At 40.1% G+C, this 20,479-nt stretch carries 16 protein-coding genes and 3 tRNA genes; 15 read left to right on the top strand and 4 right to left on the bottom strand.

Going from position 1 to position 20,479, the window contains the following annotated elements:
• The first annotated feature begins 397 nt into the window (after positions 1-397).
• The 5 genes from G3R48_RS15060 to glnS all read left to right on the top strand — a co-directional run bounded on the left by G3R48_RS15060 (position 398) and on the right by glnS (position 7,269).
• Complete coding sequence (locus G3R48_RS15060) at positions 398-2,230, top strand: DUF885 domain-containing protein (RefSeq protein ID WP_153662302.1); 1,833 nt, start codon at positions 398-400, stop codon at positions 2,228-2,230.
• Between the two features lie 84 nt (positions 2,231-2,314).
• Positions 2,315-2,593 carry a peptidylprolyl isomerase gene (locus G3R48_RS15055; protein ID WP_153662300.1) on the top strand — a complete coding sequence of 93 codons (279 nt, stop codon included), beginning with the start codon at positions 2,315-2,317 and terminating at the stop codon, positions 2,591-2,593.
• Positions 2,594-2,906: 313 nt separating this feature from the next.
• A complete protein-coding gene (locus G3R48_RS15050; protein ID WP_153662298.1) occupies positions 2,907-3,146 on the top strand; it encodes a FeoA family protein in 240 nt (79 codons plus the stop codon).
• The gene (gene feoB, locus G3R48_RS15045; protein ID WP_153662296.1) at positions 3,139-5,445 is read left to right on the top strand and encodes a Fe(2+) transporter permease subunit FeoB; all 2,307 of its coding nucleotides are present in this window, start codon (positions 3,139-3,141) and stop codon (positions 5,443-5,445) included. The genes G3R48_RS15050 and feoB overlap by 8 nt, the downstream gene beginning before the upstream one ends.
• 156 nt (positions 5,446-5,601) lie before the next feature.
• Positions 5,602-7,269, top strand: coding sequence for a glutamine--tRNA ligase (gene glnS, locus G3R48_RS15040; RefSeq protein WP_153662294.1), 1,668 nt, complete (start codon positions 5,602-5,604; stop codon positions 7,267-7,269).
• Positions 7,270-7,436: 167 nt separating this feature from the next.
• Here the strand turns inward: glnS and G3R48_RS15035 are convergent, their stop codons facing one another.
• Positions 7,437-8,033: a Yip1 family protein gene (locus G3R48_RS15035; RefSeq protein WP_153662292.1), complete on the bottom strand. Its 597-nt coding sequence runs from the start codon at positions 8,031-8,033 to the stop codon at positions 7,437-7,439.
• Positions 8,034-8,331: 298 nt separating this feature from the next.
• On the opposite strand from G3R48_RS15035, the gene miaE reads away from it, so the two are divergent.
• The gene (gene miaE / locus G3R48_RS15030; RefSeq protein ID WP_153662290.1) at positions 8,332-9,111 is read left to right on the top strand and encodes a tRNA isopentenyl-2-thiomethyl-A-37 hydroxylase MiaE; all 780 of its coding nucleotides are present in this window, start codon (positions 8,332-8,334) and stop codon (positions 9,109-9,111) included.
• Between the two features lie 88 nt (positions 9,112-9,199).
• Here miaE and G3R48_RS15025 read toward each other — a convergent pair whose 3' ends face one another.
• The gene (locus tag G3R48_RS15025; RefSeq protein ID WP_212593385.1) at positions 9,200-9,931 is read right to left on the bottom strand and encodes a UDP-2,3-diacylglucosamine diphosphatase; all 732 of its coding nucleotides are present in this window, start codon (positions 9,929-9,931) and stop codon (positions 9,200-9,202) included.
• 3 nt (positions 9,932-9,934) lie between these two features.
• Entirely contained in the window at positions 9,935-10,426 is a 492-nt protein-coding gene (locus G3R48_RS15020; protein WP_153662288.1) for a peptidylprolyl isomerase, read from the bottom strand.
• 155 nt (positions 10,427-10,581) lie between these two features.
• Here G3R48_RS15020 and cysS point away from each other — a divergent pair, with 155 nt between their 5' ends.
• Complete coding sequence (gene cysS, locus G3R48_RS15015; RefSeq protein WP_153662286.1) at positions 10,582-11,961, top strand: cysteine--tRNA ligase; 1,380 nt, start codon at positions 10,582-10,584, stop codon at positions 11,959-11,961.
• Between the two features lie 135 nt (positions 11,962-12,096).
• On the opposite strand, the gene folD is transcribed toward cysS, so the two are convergent.
• Positions 12,097-12,957: a bifunctional methylenetetrahydrofolate dehydrogenase/methenyltetrahydrofolate cyclohydrolase FolD gene (folD, locus tag G3R48_RS15010; RefSeq protein ID WP_153662284.1), complete on the bottom strand. Its 861-nt coding sequence runs from the start codon at positions 12,955-12,957 to the stop codon at positions 12,097-12,099.
• 329 nt (positions 12,958-13,286) lie between these two features.
• Here folD and G3R48_RS15005 point away from each other — a divergent pair.
• The 8 genes from G3R48_RS15005 to hupB all read left to right on the top strand — a co-directional run bounded on the left by G3R48_RS15005 (position 13,287) and on the right by hupB (position 20,347).
• Positions 13,287-13,363 (top strand) — tRNA-Pro (locus G3R48_RS15005).
• Positions 13,364-13,450: 87 nt separating this feature from the next.
• Positions 13,451-13,527 (top strand) — tRNA-Arg (locus G3R48_RS15000).
• Positions 13,528-13,534: 7 nt separating this feature from the next.
• A tRNA-His gene (locus G3R48_RS14995) sits at positions 13,535-13,610 on the top strand.
• Positions 13,611-13,922: 312 nt separating this feature from the next.
• The gene (gene tig / locus G3R48_RS14990; RefSeq protein WP_153662282.1) at positions 13,923-15,227 is read left to right on the top strand and encodes a trigger factor; all 1,305 of its coding nucleotides are present in this window, start codon (positions 13,923-13,925) and stop codon (positions 15,225-15,227) included.
• A gap of 90 nt (positions 15,228-15,317) precedes the next feature.
• Positions 15,318-15,929 (top strand): ATP-dependent Clp endopeptidase proteolytic subunit ClpP, encoded by a 612-nt coding sequence (gene clpP, locus G3R48_RS14985; protein WP_153662280.1) that lies wholly within the window; start codon positions 15,318-15,320, stop codon positions 15,927-15,929.
• Positions 15,930-16,053: 124 nt separating this feature from the next.
• Complete coding sequence (clpX, locus tag G3R48_RS14980; RefSeq protein ID WP_153662278.1) at positions 16,054-17,334, top strand: ATP-dependent protease ATP-binding subunit ClpX; 1,281 nt, start codon at positions 16,054-16,056, stop codon at positions 17,332-17,334.
• A 131-nt stretch (positions 17,335-17,465) separates the two neighbouring features.
• Positions 17,466-19,817 carry an endopeptidase La gene (lon, locus tag G3R48_RS14975; protein ID WP_153662276.1) on the top strand — a complete coding sequence of 784 codons (2,352 nt, stop codon included), beginning with the start codon at positions 17,466-17,468 and terminating at the stop codon, positions 19,815-19,817.
• 242 nt (positions 19,818-20,059) lie between these two features.
• A complete protein-coding gene (gene hupB, locus G3R48_RS14970; RefSeq protein ID WP_323741254.1) occupies positions 20,060-20,347 on the top strand; it encodes a nucleoid-associated protein HU-beta in 288 nt (95 codons plus the stop codon).
• Positions 20,348-20,479: the final 132 nt, after the last annotated feature.

Raw genomic sequence — 20,479 nt, 5'->3', positions numbered from 1 at the left:
CTACATCTACATCTACATCTACATCTACATCTACATCTACATCTACATCTACATCTACATCTACATCTACAGATAAATGCATTATCCAAGACTTTACTCGTTCATTAATAGTCAATCAGTTGTGTTAACTTCAAATGGCGTAACTTTGAAAGTGACTTGAATTGGATTTGTAAATATTTCTAACAATTTAAGTTGTTTAACTGTTTCGATAGTTTAGCGTGACAGATACAATCATTGTCAATCTTGTTTTAAATTTATAAACAAAAAAGTGAGTAATCTCTATTAGGTTTAATTTATTGCATTAATTCTAGTTGATTACTGCATAAAGTGAATTTGACTCATTTGGACCATGTCATTGCCCGTATTAATTTAAGCGTGCATAAAAGGAATAAAAATAATGAAAAAGTCAGCTATCGCGATAGTCATTAGCAGTTTGGTTGCTCTTCAAGGATGTTCTAATGATGCCGTTACTGCTACGCAAAATGTCTCACAGTCGCAAACGCCGTTAGCCCCTCAGGTTGTTAGTGCTTCTGAACAATATTTATCTATGGTTGATCAGTATTTCAACGATACTCTTGAGCTTGAACCTATTTATGCTACGTATGTTGGTGTTAATACTTACAATGATAAATTTGGTAACAGCTTGTCAGAAACCTATTTAAAACATCGACATGAACTTAATACGCGATACCTTAAACAAGCAAAAACAATTGATGCCTCAGAATTAACTGAAGAGCTAAAACTGAGCCACAGTATGTTTATTTACGACAGAGATATGGATTTGAAAAGTGAAGCTTATCCTGCTTATTTTTTACCTATCAATCAATTTTATAGTACAGTTTTTACCATGGTCCAGTTGGGGTCTGGTGAAAGTGCGCAACCATTCAATACAGTAGAAGATTACCAAAATTGGCTATCACGTTTATCGGGATTTATTAATTGGATAGCCAGTGCAGAACAAAGGATGCAGCAGGGGATCGATAACAAAGTTGTATTGCCGCGAACATTAGTAGAACGAATTATTCCACAATTGGATGCTCAGCTCGTTGAAAGTGCTCCTGAAAGTTTATTTTATGCACCTATTAACATGATGCCTGAATCTTTCTCTGAGACTGATAAAGCATTGCTGAAGAAAAGTTATACTCAGTTAATTGAGTCAAAATTATTACCTAGTTTGCAACACTTGCGCGACTTTGTGAAAGGGACTTATTTACCTAATGCACGCGGTTCTGATGGTTGGTCTGGTTTGCCTAATGGTAGGGCTTGGTATCAACAACTGGCTAACAAGCATACAACCACACAAATGCCAGTAGACGAAATCCATAACGTTGGGTTGTCTGAAGTTAGCAGAATATTATCTGAAATGGACCAAGTACGAATTCAAGTGGGTTTTAAAGGTGATTTAACGGCTTTTTTTGATTCTTTATCATCAGAGCCACAATACTTTTTTACAGACAAGCAAGATTTAGTAGATGGTTATATGGCCCTGAAAGAGAAGATAAATCTTGTCCTTCCTCAATACTTTAATGTAATGCCAAAAGCAGACTATGTTGTAAAACCTGTTGAACGTTTTCGAGAAAAATCCGCTGCTGGTGCTTCTTATCAATCACCTGCGGTTGATGGTTCAAGACCTGGCGTTTTTTACATCAATACCTACAACTTAAAAGCGCAACCTAAATGGGGAATGACCACTCTTTCATTACACGAAGCCGCTCCCGGTCACCACTTCCAAATTGCCATAAAACAAGAATTAAAAGATATACCACAATTTCAAAAATTTAAAGGTTATACCGCTTTTGAAGAAGGTTGGGCGCTATATGCAGAGTATTTAGGGATTGAAATGGGGTTGTTTGAAGATCCTTACCAATACTTTGGGAAGCTATCAGATGAAATGTTAAGAGCAATGCGCTTAGTGGTCGATACGGGGTTGCATGCAAAAGGATGGAGCCGTGAGCAAGCTATTCAATATATGAAAGACAACTCACCAATGGCTGAGTCTGATATTCGTGCTGAAGTCGAACGTTATATGGCAATACCAGGCCAAGCCTTATCTTATAAAATAGGTCAGTTAACCATATTGAAATTACGTGCCAAGGCTGAAACTAAACTTGGTGATAAGTTTGATTTAAAACATTTTCATGATCAAATAATCACTTCTGGTTCATTGCCGATGGCTGTGATGGAACAAAAAGTGAATGATTGGATTGAAGTTGAACTTAAAAAGCACTGATAACAATGAAAGCACTGGAATATGACATCATTTTGTCATAGTGTCAGTGTTTATTGATAGAACGTATCCAAACAGGAGATAAACATGGTTCAAGCAACAGCAAGACATTTACTTGTCGATACCGAAGAAAAATGCGAAGCATTAAAAGTTGAAATAGCAAATGGTGCAGACTTTGCTGATATTGCCAAAGCAAATTCTTCTTGTCCATCTGGCGCTCAAGGTGGTGACCTAGGTTCATTTGGCCCAGGTATGATGGTTAAAGAATTTGATGAAGTTGTTTTTAGTGCACCAATCAATGTTGTTCAAGGACCAGTTAAAACTCAATTCGGCTACCACTTACTTGAAGTGACCAGCCGTGGTTAATCTACATTGAATCATTGTTGATGAATACTCAGAGGTGGCTTTGGTCACCTCTTTTCTTGCTCATGTATACAAGGGTTCACTAATTTAGCTTAATGCTTAGCGTTTATTTATTAATTGCTAATTGATACAAAGTAACAATTTAATGCATGAATTCTGTTGCTTAGAGGTGTCATATCAATCTCTTTTTGGTCATAATAGTCAATACAATTGAAAACTATTCTCGTTACCAATCCAAAGTATGATCTAAGTATAGTTTTTGCCAGCCAGCCTCAGTTAGAATCCACTAATCTAAATAATTTAAGGTGAACGTTCGATGAAACTCAGTGAACTCAATCCCGGTGATCGTGCCATTATTGCCGAGATAGGGCAGTTATCTCTTCCGCAAACCGTAAAGCGCAAGCTTTTATCAATGGGTATCACTCCGAATACTCATTTTACGTTTATACGCCGAGCACCAATGGGCTCAGGGGTTGAACTTGACTTACGTGGTAGTAAATTATGCATGCGCCGAGACCTTGCTGACATCATTGAGGTGACAACGAATAATGACTAAGAAATTTCATTGTGTAACAGTTGGGAACCCTAACGCGGGTAAATCAACACTATTTAATGCACTTACTGGTTCTAATCAGAAAGTAGGCAATTGGTCTGGTGTTACGGTAGAAAAGAAAACCGGTCAATTTACTTTAAATGAGACAGAAATTGATTTAACCGATTTGCCGGGAATATATGATTTACTGCCAGCTGGTAGTACTTGTGACTGTTCTTTAGATGAACAAATTGCACAGCAATTTCTTGCTGAACAACCCGTTGATGGCATTATCAATTTAATTGACGCGACTAATATTGAACGCCATCTATACCTAACAGCACAATTGCGGGAACTGGGTATCCCTTTAATAGTTGTTGTTAACAAAATTGATGCAGCTAAAAAGCTTAATATTGAAGTTGATGTGCCCAAAATGGCACAAATGCTTGGCTGCCCAGTAATTGCGATTAGTTCACGTAATCCTGATGATATTAAACGGGTGCAAGAACAAGTTGCGCAGTTGCTAAATGGTAATGTCAGTGAAGCACCACTTATGCTTGATTACCATCAATTAATTGAAGCCAGTGTTAATCGACTTGTTCACCGTGCTCAGCAACTTAACTTACCCAGTTTAAGTCGTGGTCGGGCATTAGCGATGCTGGGTAATGGCAATGGTTGTGGTAGCTGTAATAATAGCGCATTAAAAGATGTTGTTAGCCAATGTACCCAAGAGTGCGAGCAAACGGGTGAAAACATTGAAGTTATGGTTGCAACAACACGTTTCAATTTCGTGCAGCAGGTGTTTGAAAATGCCGTTATTGCAAATGAACATGTGTCTATTACTGATAAAATTGACAGAGTGATCTTGCATCCCATATTAGGTGTTCCTATATTCTTATTTGTCATGTATTTAATGTTCATGTTCAGTATTAATTTAGGCAGTGCATTTATTGATTTTTTTGACATCACTATAGGCGCTATTTTTGTTGATCATTTGGGTGTTTTCTTAGCGTCAATGGGCTCACCAGATTGGTTCGTTACCATTGTTGCAGGGGGGGTAGGTCAAGGCATTCAAACGGTTGCGACCTTTATTCCTGTCATTGCCTCTTTGTTTCTTGCTCTTTCTGTACTTGAAGCATCAGGCTATATGTCTAGAGCTGCTTTTGTCGTCGATGGGTTAATGCGTCGTATTGGCTTACCAGGAAAAGCATTCGTGCCCATGATTGTTGGTTTTGGTTGTTCTGTGCCTGCTATTATGGCTACGCGTACTTTAGGCAGTGAACGAGAGCGGATTGTCACAGGCATGATGGCGCCGTTTATGTCATGCGGCGCTCGTTTATCTGTTTATGCTTTATTTGCGGCGGCATTTTTTCCTGAGTCAGGGCAAAACCTTGTGTTCTTGTTATACATCATCGGTATTTTAGCTGCAGTTGGCACGGGACTCATGTTAAGAAGTACATTGTTACCTGGAAGTAGTAGTGCTGTTGTAATGGAACTGCCAAGCTATGAGAAACCAAAGCTCAAAACCGTGCTGAATAACACCGCTAAAAAAACCAAAAGTTTTATTTTTGGGGCGGGCAAAACCATTGTTATTGTGGTGACATTGCTTAACTTCGTAAACGCGATTGGAACAGACGGTAGTTTTGGTCATGAAGACAGTGATGCTTCAGTATTAAGTGTTGCTAGTCAACAAATTACACCTTTGTTTAGCCCTATGGGCGTTGAACAAGATAATTGGCCTGCGACAGTGGGAATTATTACTGGTATTTTTGCAAAAGAAGCCGTAGTTGGCACGCTTAATAGTCTTTATAGCAGTTCAGAAGCTGATGATGAGCTTGCTTCTATCTCAGAGTCATTTTCTGAGGCATTAGCGACAATACCTGAGAATTTGTTTGGTATTTCTGTTACCGATCCATTGGCCATTTCTGTAGACGGAATGGATACCATTGATGAAGCTGCAAATGAACTGGATGTTGATAAATCGACATTTAGTGCTTTGCAAGCCGGTTTCCCAACTCAAATTGCAGTGTTTTCATACTTAATTTTTATCTTGTTATATACTCCATGTGTGGCTGCTGTAGGTGCATTAGTGGGTGAGTTTGGCATGAAATGGGCCCGCTTTGCTGCATTGTGGACGTTTGGTTTAGCTTATGGCAGCGCAACTGTTGTGTATCAAGTGGGGACTTTCAGTGAGCATCCATTATTATCATCGGCTTGGATAGCTGGATTTGTCATTGCATTATTCCTGTTCTATACATGGCTGAAGAAAAAAGGCTTAAAAACACAACAAATTATTCCAGGCGTACGTATTGTGACCGACTAAGATTTGTTTGTTGTTCTATAAATGGTATAAACCTAGCTTCGGCTAGGTTTATTGCTTTTTATTGATAAAATTTCGTTCCAGTAGTTGTAAGTGCTTATGATCTGTAGGATCATCACTTCCTTGTAAATATTGTTATAGAGTGCCAAGAGGAATTCCATGAGTGATGTGGACACTGAAGTTCGACCAAGTAACTTCATACGTAATATCATCGATGAAGATTTAAAAAGCGGCAAACATACAAGTGTTCATACCCGCTTTCCGCCTGAACCAAATGGTTTTTTACATATTGGTCACGCTAAGTCTATTTGTTTAAATTTTGGCATTGCTAAAGATTACCAAGGTCAGTGTAATTTACGCTTTGACGACACTAACCCTGAAAAAGAAGATATTGATTACGTTCATTCTATTCAGGAAGACGTTAAGTGGCTCGGTTTTCAGTGGGCAGATGAAATTCGCTATTCATCGAACTATTTTGATAACTTGCATCAGTATGCACTTGAGCTAATCAATAAAGGCTTAGCTTATGTGTGTTTCTTAAATGCAGAAGAAACCCGTGAATATCGTGGAACGCTTACTGCTCCAGGAAAAAATAGTCCATACCGTGATACCAGCGTAGAAGAAAACTTATCTTTATTTGAAAAAATGCGCTTAGGCGAATTCAAAGAAGGTGAGTGTGCGCTACGTGCAAAAATCGACATGGCTTCACCTTTTATGTGCATGCGAGATCCGGTTATCTATCGTATTCGTTTTGCACATCATCACCAAACCGGTGATAAATGGTGCATTTATCCAATGTACGACTTTACTCATTGTATTTCAGATGCGATCGAAAATATTTCGCACTCTTTATGTACTTTAGAGTTCCAGGATAACCGTCGTTTGTACGACTGGGTGTTAGATCATTTAGACGACTTCCAAGCACCTAATCGTACTCGTCAATATGAATTTTCACGTTTGAACCTAGAATACACATTAATGTCTAAGCGTAAGCTTAATGACCTTGTGGTACGTAATTTAGTTAGTGGTTGGGATGACCCCCGTATGCCAACGATAGCGGGTCTTCGCCGTCGTGGTTATACATCGGCTTCTATTCGTGAGTTTTGTCAGCGCATTGGTGTGACTAAACAAGAAAATATGATTGAAGTGGCCATGCTTGACGCATGTATTCGTGAAGAGTTAAATGCTACAGCCCCACGTGCAATGGCGGTATTAAATCCAATTAAATTGGTGATAGAAAATTACCCTAATGCAGAACCAGAAACAATAAATGCGCCTGTTCATCCAAACTTGGAAGAGATGGGCACGCGTGAACTTGCCTTTGGTAAAGAGATTTATATTGATGCTGAGGATTTTAAAGAGTCAGCAAATAAAAAATATAAACGCTTAGTCTTAGGTAAAGAAGTTCGTTTACGTAATGCATATGTCGTTAAAGCTGAACGCTTTGATACGGATGCCGAAGGTAACGTCACCACGGTTTATTGTAGTTACGATAATGAAACGCTAGGGAAAAACCCTGCAGATGGTCGCAAAGTTAAAGGTGTTATTCACTGGGTTGAGGCTACAACTGCTAAGGCTGCTGAGTTCCGTGTTTATAGCCGCTTATTTAATGAAGCTAACCCTGCTGAGTTTGACACTATTGATGAAGTGTTAAACCCTGAATCGCTAGTGATAAAACAAGGCGTTGTTGAGGCTGGGCTTGTCAGTGCGCCGGTTGAAAAAGCTTATCAGTTTGAGAGAGAAGGCTATTTCTGCGCTGATAATAAAGACTCTTCAGCTGAAAATCTTGTGTTTAATCTAACGGTTCCATTACGCGAATCGTTTTAAACGCGATTAAAAAGTAAAAGCCAGAAGCATTGCTTCTGGCTTTTTTATATCTGAATACCGGGTAAACGTCGAATATTGAGAACACGAACCTTATTTTTGTTGCAGAGGCTGATTTTATATGATGCATTCTTGCTTTTGTCGCTTTGTATTAAATCAGTTTATTTAAATTACTGCATCATGGGTCCAAAGCCTAGGCTCCATAAAATCACACTCGTTGCCATTAAACCTACTAGTAATACCAGCCCTGCAGTGACAACTGAGCTTGCATAAATAAAACCTTTTTCTTCAGGTATATTCATGATGATAGGAACGCCTGTGTAGAGAAGGTATACAGAATAAGCCAGTCCAGCTAAACCAACCATCATAATAAACCAGAGTTGAGGGTATAAAGCAGACAGTCCTACCATGAACAATGGTGTTGCTGTGTATGATGCCAACTCTAAGGCTTGTGTAAAACTTGGATTAGCATCAAACGTTTTCCCCATCCAATAGGCAAGGTAAGCGAGTGCCATTACTCCACCAATTAAGCCAAAGTACATGCCTACTGACATAAACATGGCACTTTGTTGAGTTAAAAATAACGGTTCACCAACACCTGGGTTCCATCCAATATGCGCAGTAGCGGCATATGAGCACACCGCTGGGATAAGAGAAATCAGCAGTACATGACTCAAACTGCTTTTTAGTGCTTCGTGATTACGTTCAATGGTGTGCCACTCTTGTTTGGGATGAGTGTATAGCCCCATTAAGTGATTCAATATCATTATAATTATCCTTGTTTAGCTAAATATGACTAGCTCGCCAAACAACGACGAACTGACTACAGCATGTCAATCGCCTTAATCAGTCCCACAAATACTCAACCTAAGAGTATTGGCTTCATTCAAACTGAAGCTCATCAAATAAAGGTGATTGAATACGCTTGTAACAAATATGTTACTTTGCGTTTAGTCTATTTATTGAACATAACAGTGCATTCGTCAAGCTATATCACTTATCTAACTAGGTTAGCATTGTCATTGCAGGTACAATTGGCTGATAATTTTGGAAAGTGAGCCTGTTATGGAAAAGCTTTTAGCGCCTATAAATCAATTTCTTAGCTGTCCAACACCTCAACAATGGGTGACTTATGCTGCCAAACCTGAGCAGTTAAATGATTTACTGATCGATCATTGCAACTGTGAATTAAAAGCGGCGCAAACAGCGATATTTTTAGTTCGAAAATATGCAGTAGATAAAGCGAGTGCAGAAAAGTTACTGGCTTGGTCAAAACCTTACGCTGATTATGTCTATAACAAGCAACGCGATACAGATGCATTTTTACAACGGCAAGCGAAAAAGAATGAGCTTATTGGAGAGCTAACTTGTCAAACTTCGCAGAGTATTAGCCAAGAGTTAGTCGATAAAATGGTGCGATTAGTCAAAGAAGAATTTCATCATTTCGAACAAGTACTTCACATTATGCATCAACGTGGTATTACATATAGTAATCGACGTGCAGGACGCTATGCGAAAGCATTAATGTCACAAGTGCGAACATATGAGCCTGCTGCATTAATCGATAAGCTTATCATCGGTGCAATAATTGAAGCACGTTCGTGTGAGCGATTTGCCATGTTAGCGCCGCATTTAGATACCGAGCTTGAACGCTTTTATGTGTCATTATTGCGCTCAGAAGCTCGTCATTATCAAGATTACTTGAGCCTTGCACAAATGCTATCTAATGAAACCATTCAACCAAGAGTGGCATTGCTAACCGATTTTGAAGGGCAGTTAATTAGCCAACCAGATGAGCAGTTTAATTTTCATAGCGGCATTCCAAAAGAATCAATTGCATTCTAATGTTGAAGTAAGAAGTAAGAAGTAAGAAGTAAGAAGTAAGTTTGTGGTGGATTGAGAATTTAACAAGGCGAGCAACATAAAGGGATAGTTAAGCCGATTCATTTTGGTGATTAAACCCAAATGAGGTTAATTTATATCCATTCTCATCAATATACAGTGCACTACCTTGTTCATACCAGTCACCAACGACAATGCGGGTTTTATTGTCATTTAAATGATGGATGTCTGGGCGGTGGGTGTGACCATGGATCATTTGTGTCGTTGCGGTTTGATTGAGTAGGTTAATCACAGCATTCGGTTCAACATCCATCACTTGATAACTTTTATTTTGGTTACCTTGTTTACTCTTTTGACGAATATTAGTGGCGATGTTAAGACGTTTCTTTTGGGGTAAATGACAATACAACCATTTAACTAAACCGATATTTCTAAATGTCCTAAAGCGTTGGTAGGATTTGTCTAAGGTGCATAAGCTATCGCCGTGTAAAATAACACTAGGAACACCATATAGATTGATAGTGTGCACTTCTGCCAGCATGGTCATTCCTGATAATTGGCAAAAATGTTCACCAATTAAAAAGTCACGGTTACCATGGATAAAATAGACCGGTATTTGCTTAGCTATCGCAGCAATACTTTGGGCAATATCAACAGCAAAATCTGGGGCAATGTCATCACCAACCCAAACCTCAAATAAATCACCGATGATATATAACGCTTCAACTCCCGTTAACTTGTCAGCTAAAAAGGTTTTGAAGGCGAGGGTAATATCAGGGCGATCTTCACTTAAATGAAGATCCCCTATAAAAACTGTCGACACAATTTATGCAACAGTGATATTTTTAATAACAACAGCTTCTAATGGCACATCTTGGTGCATACCACGATTGCCAGTGCTGACGCCTTTAATTTTTTCAACAACGTCCATGCCTTCAGTCACTTCACCAAATACACAGTAGCCAAAGCCTTGTGTTGTTTCAGATTTAAAATCAAGGAAAGTATTGTCGTTAATATTAATAAAGAATTGTGCTGTTGCTGAATGTGGATCAGAGGTTCTTGCCATTGCAAGTGTGCCTACTTTATTCGATAAACCGTTGTTAGCTTCATTTTTAATGGTTTCTTTGGTTGTCTTTTGTGACATGTCTTCAGTAAAACCACCACCTTGGATCATGAAACCATCAATCACACGGTGAAAAATGGTGCCATCGAAAAAACCCTCATTAACGTAGTTCATGAAGTTTTCAACAGTAACAGGGGCTTTCTCTGAATTCAGTTCAACAGAAATATCGCCGTGATTTGTATGTAATATGATCATTTATGATTACCTTGAATTAAACCTGAAATAAATCGTGGCGCGATTCTAACTTATCTACGTTGCTTCATAAAGTGCTGTATTCAAAACAGGGCGCAACATGCTAGACTCTCGGCATATTCAATCCTCAAATTTATTTGTTTGAAAGAGAAGTAACAATGTTGAAAATTTACAATAGTATGAGCCGTGAAAAGCAAGAATTTAAACCGATTAATCCTAATAAAATTGACATGTATGTATGTGGTATCACCATTTACGACTTATGTCATATCGGTCATGGGCGTACCTTTGTTTCTTTTGACATGATAGTACGTTATTTGCGTTATGCAGGTTATGAGGTCAATTACTTGCGTAACATTACTGATGTTGATGACAAAATCATTAAACGTGCGGCTCAAAATAATGAATCATGTGAGTCATTAACAGAGCGTCTTATTGGCGAGATGCACAGTGATTTTGATGCTTTAAATATGTTACGCCCTGACTTTGAACCTCGCGCAACATTGCACATTGAAGAAATTATCGAAATGGTGCAAACCCTTATCGCTAAAGAACATGCTTATGTGTCTGAAAGCGGTGATGTGTTATTTAGTGTTGCTTCATTTAGTGAATATGGCCGTTTATCAGGACAGAACTTAGAACAACTACAAGCCGGTGCTCGAGTTGAAGTTGAAGATACTAAACGCGATCCAATGGACTTTGTGTTATGGAAAATGTCCAAACCAGGTGAACCTACATGGGAATCACCTTGGGGGGCAGGTCGCCCAGGTTGGCATATTGAGTGTTCGGCAATGAATGGCAAACACTTAGGTGACCATTTTGATATTCATGGTGGTGGCAGTGATTTGCAATTTCCGCATCATGAGAATGAAATTGCCCAATCATGCTGCGCACACGGTACCAATTACGTTAATTATTGGATGCACACAGGCATGGTGATGATAGACCGTGAAAAAATGTCTAAGTCATTAGGAAACTTCTTCACTATACGTGATGTATTAGCCCATTATGATCCAGAAACAGTGCGTTATTTCTTGTTATCTGGCCATTATCGTAGCCAATTGAACTATTCAGAAGATAATTTAAAACAAGCAAAATCAGCTTTAGAGCGGTTATATACTGCGATTAAAGACTTAGATTTGACCGTGTCTGCCGCGCCTGCTGAGACGTTTGTGAGTAAATTTAAACAAGCAATGGATGACGATTTTAATACACCAGAAGCTTATTCTGTGCTGTTTGATATGGTACGTGAAATCAACCGCTTGAAACTAACTGATATGGCAGCGGCTTCTGCTCTTGGTGTTGCGATGAAACAGCTTGCTGATGTACTAGGGATTGTCAGTCAAGATCCTGAAGTGTTTTTCAAAGGCCAAGGTAATGACGATGAAGTGGCCGAAATTGAAGCGCTGATTGTCGAGCGTAATCGCGCCCGCACTGAAAAAGACTGGGCGGCGGCTGATGTTGCCCGTGATCGCTTAAATGAACTTGGTGTCATTCTTGAAGACGGCCCAAGCGGTACTACATGGCGTAAAAAATAACCTTCATTGCTAATCTAGCATGTTTTTCGGCTTAGCTGTTTAACAAGTCAATGTCATGCTAATAAATAAAAGCCTGTAATTTGAATTGCAGGCTTTTATTTTAATTAAAATCAAATTCTAACTTAAGAAAGTAGCTTATGACTTGTCGTGATACTCTTGCGCTGCATATAAGGTATTTTCCAATAAGCTTGCAATCGTCATTGGCCCCACACCGCCAGGTACAGGAGTAATAAAGGCGGCATTTTTTGCAGCGACGTCAAATTCTACATCACCAACTAAACGACCATCTTCTAAACGGTTTATACCGACATCAATTACAATTGCGCCGGGCTTTATCCAATCGCCAGGAATGAATCCGGGTTTACCGACAGCAACCACCACTAAATCAGCTTGCCTGACTTTTGTCTCTAGGTTTTGAGTAAAACGGTGGCAAGTTGTGGTGGTACACCCTGCGAGCAATAATTCCAGCATCATTGGGCGGCCAACAATATTAGATGCACCAACAACAATGGCATCCAAACCATAGGTACTAATACCAGTGGACTTAATTAGCGTCATGATACCTTTTGGCGTACAAGAGCGAAGCACTGGATTACGTTGTGCTAAGCGGCCAATGTTGTATGGATGAAAACCATCAACGTCTTTATCTGGACGAATACATTCGATGACCTTTGAGTCTTCAATATGCTCAGGCAATGGCAGTTGAACTAAAATACCATCAATGGTTGGGTCATCGTTACACTGGTTAATTAACGTCAATAACGCTTGCTCAGTTGTGTCCATTGGTAAGTCGAATGACTTTGATTCAAAGCCAACTTCTTCACAAGCGCGGCGTTTACTGCCAACATAAACTTGAGAAGCTGCGTCACTGCCAACTAAAATGACGGCAAGTCCTGGAACGCGTTGTCCAGATTGCTTTCTGGAAGCCACTTTATCTTTGAGTGTTGTGCGAATTGATTGGGCGATTGCTTTGCCATCAATAATTTGGGCTGTCATAGCGGGGGGGATTCCTTAAAAGGTCATTGTAATCTCAAGTCATTTCGGGCGACATTCTAACAGGGACGTTGAGGGCTGTCATGATTAAGCACAGATACATCACGAAACATAAAATTTACAAAAGCACGGCAATCAGACACAAGCGCTGTTAAAATCATCATCTGGACTTTATCCGTAAAATAATCGTTGACGGGATCACAGTGACTCGTTAATATGCGCCCCGTTCCGAAGCAAATGATGATTCAGAACCTATTAGTAAAAAACGCCACTAGATAGCGTGTCACGCTTCAATTTTTGGAGTAAGTTATAAACGTAAATATCTGGATTATCGGTGATTAGCGCAGCCCGGTAGCGCATCTGCTTTGGGAGCAGAGGGTCAGAGGTTCGAATCCTCTATCACCGACCAAATTTAATTATTCGCAAGCGAAGTTAATTTGCGAATAATGTGAGGTAAACTCACAGTGTCAGACAGGAACAGCTTTTGCTGTACTAAGCGCCCGTAGCTCAGTTGGATAGAGCATCCGCCTTCTAAGCGGATGGTCGCAGGTTCAAATCCTGCCGGGCGTACCATATTATGGTGACTGTAGCTCAGTTGGTAGAGTCCCGGATTGTGATTCCGGTTGTCGCGGGTTCAATCCCCGTCAGTCACCCCATTATTTGTTGCACATATTTTATAGTGCAAAGACATTATCATTGCTCCTTAAATGAGCAAATGATTCAAAAGCGACCTTAGGTCGCTTTTTTTATGCCTTAAATCCCTATTTTGACTCTCGACTCTACACAAAACGCTGGCTATAATGTCGCGTCTTGATAGATATCCATTTAAATTGCTAGTTCCATCAGCGTCATTATTCTTTCTCGCTATGTTGGACATCCTAGTCAAAACCAATGATCAAGAAACGAATAATTAAATAGTTGAGTATTCGGCTATTAAAAGGACGTTAGACATATTTCGAGGTAAAACAATGCAAGTTTCTGTTGAAACAACTCAAGGCCTAGAGCGTCGCCTTACTATTTCTGTTCCTGCGGAACAAATTGAGAAATTAGTAAAAGACAGTTTATCACGTGAAGCTAAGCGTGCTCGTATTCCGGGCTTCCGTCCTGGTAAAGTACCAGTTTCTGTTATTAACAAGCGTTACGGTGCTGCGATTCGTCAAGATGTGACTGGCGAAATCATGCAACGTAACTTTGTTGAAGCTATTATGGCTGAAAAACTAAACCCAGCAGGCGCACCTGTATTTGCTCCTGGTAGCACTGAAGGTGAAAACTTTGAGTTTGTTGCTACTTTTGAAATCTACCCAGAAGTAGAGCTAAGCGGTTTAGATGCAATTGAAGTTGAGCAACCACAAGCGCAAGTGAATGACGCTGACGTTGACACTATGATTGAAACACTACGTAAGCAACATGCTACTTACGAAGTTGTTGAACGTGAAGCTGCTGATGGCGATAAAGTTAAAGTTAACTTTATCGGTAGTGTTGATGGCGAAGAGTTTGAAGGCGGTAAAGCGGATGACTTCGAACTGCAACTTGGTAGCAACCGTATGATCCCTGGTTTTGAAGCGGGTGTTGTTGGTCACAAAACAGGTGAAGAATTCGATATCGAAGTTTCTTTCCCAGAAGATTACCATGCTGAAAACCTAAAAGGTAAAGCAGCTAAGTTTGTTATTACTTTGAACGAAGTTCAAGCTGCTAACTTACCAGAAGTTAATGATGAATTTGCTTCATTATTTGGTATTGCAGAAGGTGGCTTAGAAGCACTTAAAGCTGAAATCCGTAAAAACATGACTCGTGAACTTGAACAAGCGCTCAAAGCAAATGTTAAAGAACAAGTTATTACCGGCCTTCTTGCGGCAAACGAAATCGACATTCCAAAAGCATTAATTGATGGTGAAGTGAACGTACTTCGTCAACAAGCGATGCAACGTTTTGGTGGTCAAACTGAAAACATGCCTGAACTACCTGCTGATTTATTCACAGAGCAAGCTGAGCGCCGTGTGAAAGTTGGACTGTTACTTGGTGAAGTTATCAAAACAAACAAGTTAGAAGCGGAAGACGAACGTGTTCAAGGCTTAATTACTTCAATGGCTTCAGCTTATGAAGATCCAAGTGAAGTCGTTGAATACTACAACGGCAATAAAGAGCTAATGCAAAACATGCGTAATGTGGCATTAGAAGAACAAGCTGTTGAAGAACTACTAAAATCTGCAAAAGTTACGGCTAAAGACGTAGAATTTGAAGATTTTATGAACAAAGCACAAGCTCAAGCATAAGCTTAGCTTGACTTAAATGGCGGTTCGCCATTTATAATGGCTCGTATGAGGTTCCTCATGCGAGCCATTTTTATTTTAGGGAATTGAACAATGCATAAAGCGCCAGAATCAGTTTTAAATGCTCTTGTACCAATGGTGGTTGAACAAACGGCTAAAGGTGAACGTTCTTACGATATTTATTCTCGCCTTCTTAAAGAGCGCGTTATATTTTTGGTCGGACAAGTTGAAGATCAAATGGCCAATTTAATTGTGGCGCAGTTGCTATTTCTTGAGTCCGAAAGTCCAGATAAAGATATTTACCTATATATCAACTCGCCAGGTGGCTCTGTTACTGCTGGTATGGCCATTTATGACACGATGAAATTTATTAAACCTAATGTCAGTACGGTATGTATGGGCCAAGCTGCTAGCATGGGGGCATTCTTGTTAGCGGGTGGAGAAAAAGGCAAGCGTCATTGTTTACCTAATTCTCGAGTGATGATTCATCAACCACTAGGTGGTTTCCAAGGTCAAGTATCAGATATTCAAATTCATGCTCAAGAAATTCTAGGCATTAAGAATAGACTCAACCAAATGCTTGCCGACCATACAGGGCAGCCGTTTGATATTGTTGAGCGTGACACAGATCGTGATAATTTCATGAGCGCAGACCAAGCCGTTGAATATGGTATTGTTGACTCAATTTTAAGTACACGCAGTTAATTGATGCTGATCTTTAGGCTACATTAGGTTATTGTGTAGCAATTGTATTTGTAGCCTATGCTTTGACAGTGAGTAAACTCCTTTAGCATGTTAATTCGCACTGGCTGCCAACAGAGGTAAAATAATGGGCGATAACAAAAATAACGGTGACAGCGGCAAACTGCTGTACTGCTCTTTTTGCGGAAAAAGTCAGCATGAAGTCAAAAAGCTCATTGCTGGCCCATCAGTATATGTATGTGATGAATGTGTAGAATTGTGTAACGACATCATCAGAGAAGAGATAAAAGAGATTTCGCCAAAACAAGATGACAACAAGTTGCCGACACCGCATGAATTGCGTGAGCACCTTGATGATTATGTCATTGGTCAAGACCAAGCTAAAAAAGTGCTAGCTGTAGCTGTTTATAACCATTATAAACGCCTACGAAATGGCACGCCTAAAGATGGTATTGAACTGGGGAAAAGTAACATTCTACTTATCGGTCCAACCGGCAGTGGTAAAACGCTGTTGGCTGAAACATTGGCTCGTTCACTTAACGTTCCTTTCACGATGGCAGATGCAACCACATTAACTGAAGCTGGCTATGTGGGTGAAGATGTTGAAAATATCATTCAAAAGCTTTTGCAAAAATGTGACTATGATGTCGAAAAAGCGGAACGCGGCATTGTTTACATAGATGAAATTGACAAAATCAGCCGTAAATCTGATAACCCGTCAATTACACGTGATGTCTCTGGGGAAGGGGTACAACAAGCATTACTGAAGCTAATTGAAGGCACCGTTGCCTCAGTTCCACCACAAGGTGGACGTAAGCACCCTCAGCAAGAGTTTTTGCAAGTTGACACATCAAAGATATTATTTATTTGTGGTGGCGCGTTCGCTGGACTTGAAAAGGTAATTGAACAACGTGCACATGTTGGAACGGGTATTGGTTTTGGCGCACAAGTGAAAGGCGAAAGTGACAAAGAAACTATTTCACAAACCTTAGGTAAAGTAGAGCCTAGCGATTTAGTTAAATTTGGTCTTATTCCAGAATTTATTGGTCGTTTACCGGTGGTCGCTACGCTTACTGAACTTGATGAATCAGCATTAGTTCAAATTCTTTCTCAACCGAAAAATGCATTAACTAAACAATATAATGCGTTATTTGAAATGGAAGAAGTTGAATTAGAGTTCCGTGAAGATGCACTTAAAGCGATAGCACACAAAGCAATGGTTCGTAAAACCGGTGCTCGTGGTCTTCGCTCAATTGTTGAAAGCATTCTATTAGACACGATGTATGATTTACCAAGTGTTGAGGGTGTTGTTAAGGCCGTGGTGGATGAATCAGTTGTTAAAGGCGAATCTGCCCCTATTTTAATTTACGAAAATAGTGAGCCTCAAGCCGCATCAGGTGAGCAATAATTGCCCATCTAAGTGACTGTTTTAAAAATAAGGAGCCCAATGGGCTCCTTTTTTCGTATAGAACCATTGAAACTGATGTCATCACCCCAATATACTCATTATACGTCTATTTCATTAAACGGAATCGAGCCATGACACAAGAGCGTGAAGCGAATATCGAACTCCCCGTATTACCACTTCGAGATGTAGTGGTTTATCCCCATATGGTTATCCCGCTATTTGTCGGAAGGGAAAAATCTATCCGTTGTTTAGAGTCGGCAATGGAACAAGATAAGCAAATCTTACTCGTTGCTCAGCGTGATGCTGAACTCGACGAGCCGACCAAAGATGATATCTTTGACATCGGAACAGTTGCTTCTATTTTACAACTATTAAAATTGCCAGATGGCACCGTGAAAGTTTTAGTTGAAGGTGGACAACGCGCTAAAATCCAGCAATATACCCAAGATGAAGAATATTTTGTTTCCTCAGCACAATACTTAGAGTCTAAGCCACTGACTGACAAAGAAGAAGAAGTACTTGTTCGCAGTGCGATAGGGCAATTTGAAGGCTACATTAAGCTAAATAAAAAAATTCCACCAGAAGTCTTAACATCGCTTACCGGCATTGAAGAAGCTGCTCGTCTGGCGGATACAATGGCTGCCCATATGCCGCTGAAGATAGAAGATAAGCAATCGGTACTTGAAATGGTCAATGTAGGTGAAAGACTAGAGTATTTGATGGCAATGATGGAAGCGGAAATCGACCTACTACAAGTTGAGAAACGCATTCGCACACGCGTGAAAAAGCAAATGGAAAAGAGTCAGCGCGAATACTATTTGAATGAGCAAATGAAAGCCATTCAAAAAGAGTTAGGCGATATTGACGAAAGCCATGATGAATTTGAAGTACTTGCTAAGAAAATTGAAGAATCAGGTATGCCTGCTGATGCGATGGACAAAGCCAATGCTGAACTCAACAAGCTTAAAATGATGTCACCAATGTCAGCAGAAGCCACAGTCGTGCGTAGTTATGTCGACTGGATGACATCAGTGCCTTGGAAGCAACGCTCTAAAATTAAACGAGATTTATCTAAGGCACAAGACGTGCTTGATACCGACCATCACGGTTTAGATAAAGTGAAAGAGCGGATTCTGGAGTACCTAGCAGTTCAAAGCCGGGTAAAACAGCTTAAAGGACCAATCCTATGCTTAGTTGGGCCACCAGGTGTTGGTAAAACATCACTTGGGCAATCTATTGCCAAAGCAACGGGTCGTAAGTATGTCCGTGTTGCGTTGGGTGGTGTACGTGATGAGGCTGAAATTCGTGGTCATCGTCGAACCTACATTGGTTCTATGCCGGGCAAAGTTATACAAAAAATGTCTAAAGTGGGTGTGAAAAACCCATTGTTCTTGCTCGATGAAATCGACAAAATGAGTTCAGATATGCGTGGTGATCCATCATCGGCATTACTTGAAGTTTTAGATCCTGAACAAAATGCAACATTTAATGATCATTACCTAGAGGTCGATTATGACTTATCTGATGTGATGTTTGTTGCAACATCAAATTCAATGGATATTCCTGGTCCACTATTAGACCGCATGGAAGTGATTCGTTTATCGGGTTATACCGAAGATGAAAAGCTCAACATTGCTAAAGAACATTTGTTGACTAAACAAATTGAACGAAATGGACTCAAAGCCAAAGAAATACACGTTGATGACAGTGCTATTTTAGGCATTATTCGTTACTACACCCGCGAAGCTGGTGTGCGTGCGCTTGAACGAGAGCTATCTAAAATTTGTCGTAAAGTGGTTAAGCAAATCTTGTTAGACAAAACCGTTAAGTCGGTTGAAGTGACGCAAGATAACTTAAAGTCATTCCTTGGTGTTCAACGTCATGACTTTGGTAAAGCGGAGTCAAATAACCAAATCGGGCAAGTGACTGGTTTAGCATGGACCCAAGTGGGTGGCGATTTACTTACTATTGAAGCAACATCCGTTTCCGGTAAAGGTAAACTGGCTTATACCGGTTCACTTGGTGATGTGATGCAAGAGTCTATTCAAGCAGCGTTAACCGTTGTTCGTGCTCGTGCTGAACAATTAGGTATTAATGCAGACTTCTATGAAAAACGTGATATTCACGTACATGTTCCAGAAGGCGCTACGCCAAAAGACGGCCCTTCAGCTGGCGCAGCAATGTGCACCGCATTAGTGTCTAGTTTAACGGGGAATCCTGTACGTAGCGATGTTGCTATGACGGGTGAGATTACCTTACGTGGTGAAGTTTTACCGATTGGTGGCTTAAAAGAAAAACTGCTAGCAGCCCATCGTGGCGGTATTAAGCAAGTATTGATACCGAAAGAAAATGAGCGTGATTTGGAAGAAATTCCAGCAAATGTCATCGCTGATTTGCAAATTCACCCAGTACGTTGGGTCGACGAAGTCCTTAAATTAGCGCTAGAAAGACCTGTTGAAGGTTTTGAAGTGGTTAAAAAATAGCTAAATAGCGAAAAAAGTGCTTCAGAGACTAAAAAAACTGAAAAAAAGGGCTTAACAAAAGGCCGACCTGTGTTAGCCTAGGTTTGTGGAGAGTCAGACACACCAAGCCCTTGGGGTATCTGGCTTCTAGCTGTATCCAATTACATTTTGGTTTTCATATTTGACTTGGATACTTGTCCAAGTTTTAAAAAAGCCTCCGCCGACCGCTCTAAACACGGAAAAGGTTACGGCGCTACAATAACATTCAAGGGGAAGACATGAACAAATCTGAACTAATCGAGAAAATCGCATCTGGTGCTGACATTTCTAAAGCTGCAGCTGGCCGCGCATTAGATTCTTTTATCGCTGCTGTGACTGAAGGCCTTAAAGAAGGCGAGAAAATTTCTCTAGTTGGTTTTGGTACTTTTGAAGTTCGTCAACGCGCTGAGCGTACTGGACGTAATCCACAAACTGGTAAAGAAATTAAAATTGCTGCTGCGAACATTCCTGCGTTCAAAGCTGGCAAAGCGTTAAAAGACGCAGTTAACTAAGAATAGTTAATGTTGCCTTTGTAAGGCATTCGTAATAACTAGCACTGCAAATGCAGTGCTTTTTACGAGATGAAATACTTTCGAGTATTTAGGAGTGTTAGGTCATTGAGTATTGCATCTGATCACTCCATT

The organism is Shewanella intestini (genome assembly GCF_018221465.1).
In the GTDB taxonomy this organism is placed as follows: Bacteria; Pseudomonadota; Gammaproteobacteria; order Enterobacterales; family Shewanellaceae; genus Shewanella; species Shewanella intestini.
Note: the sequence above shows the minus strand (reverse complement) of the source record. Positions and strands in the feature narration are given on the sequence as shown.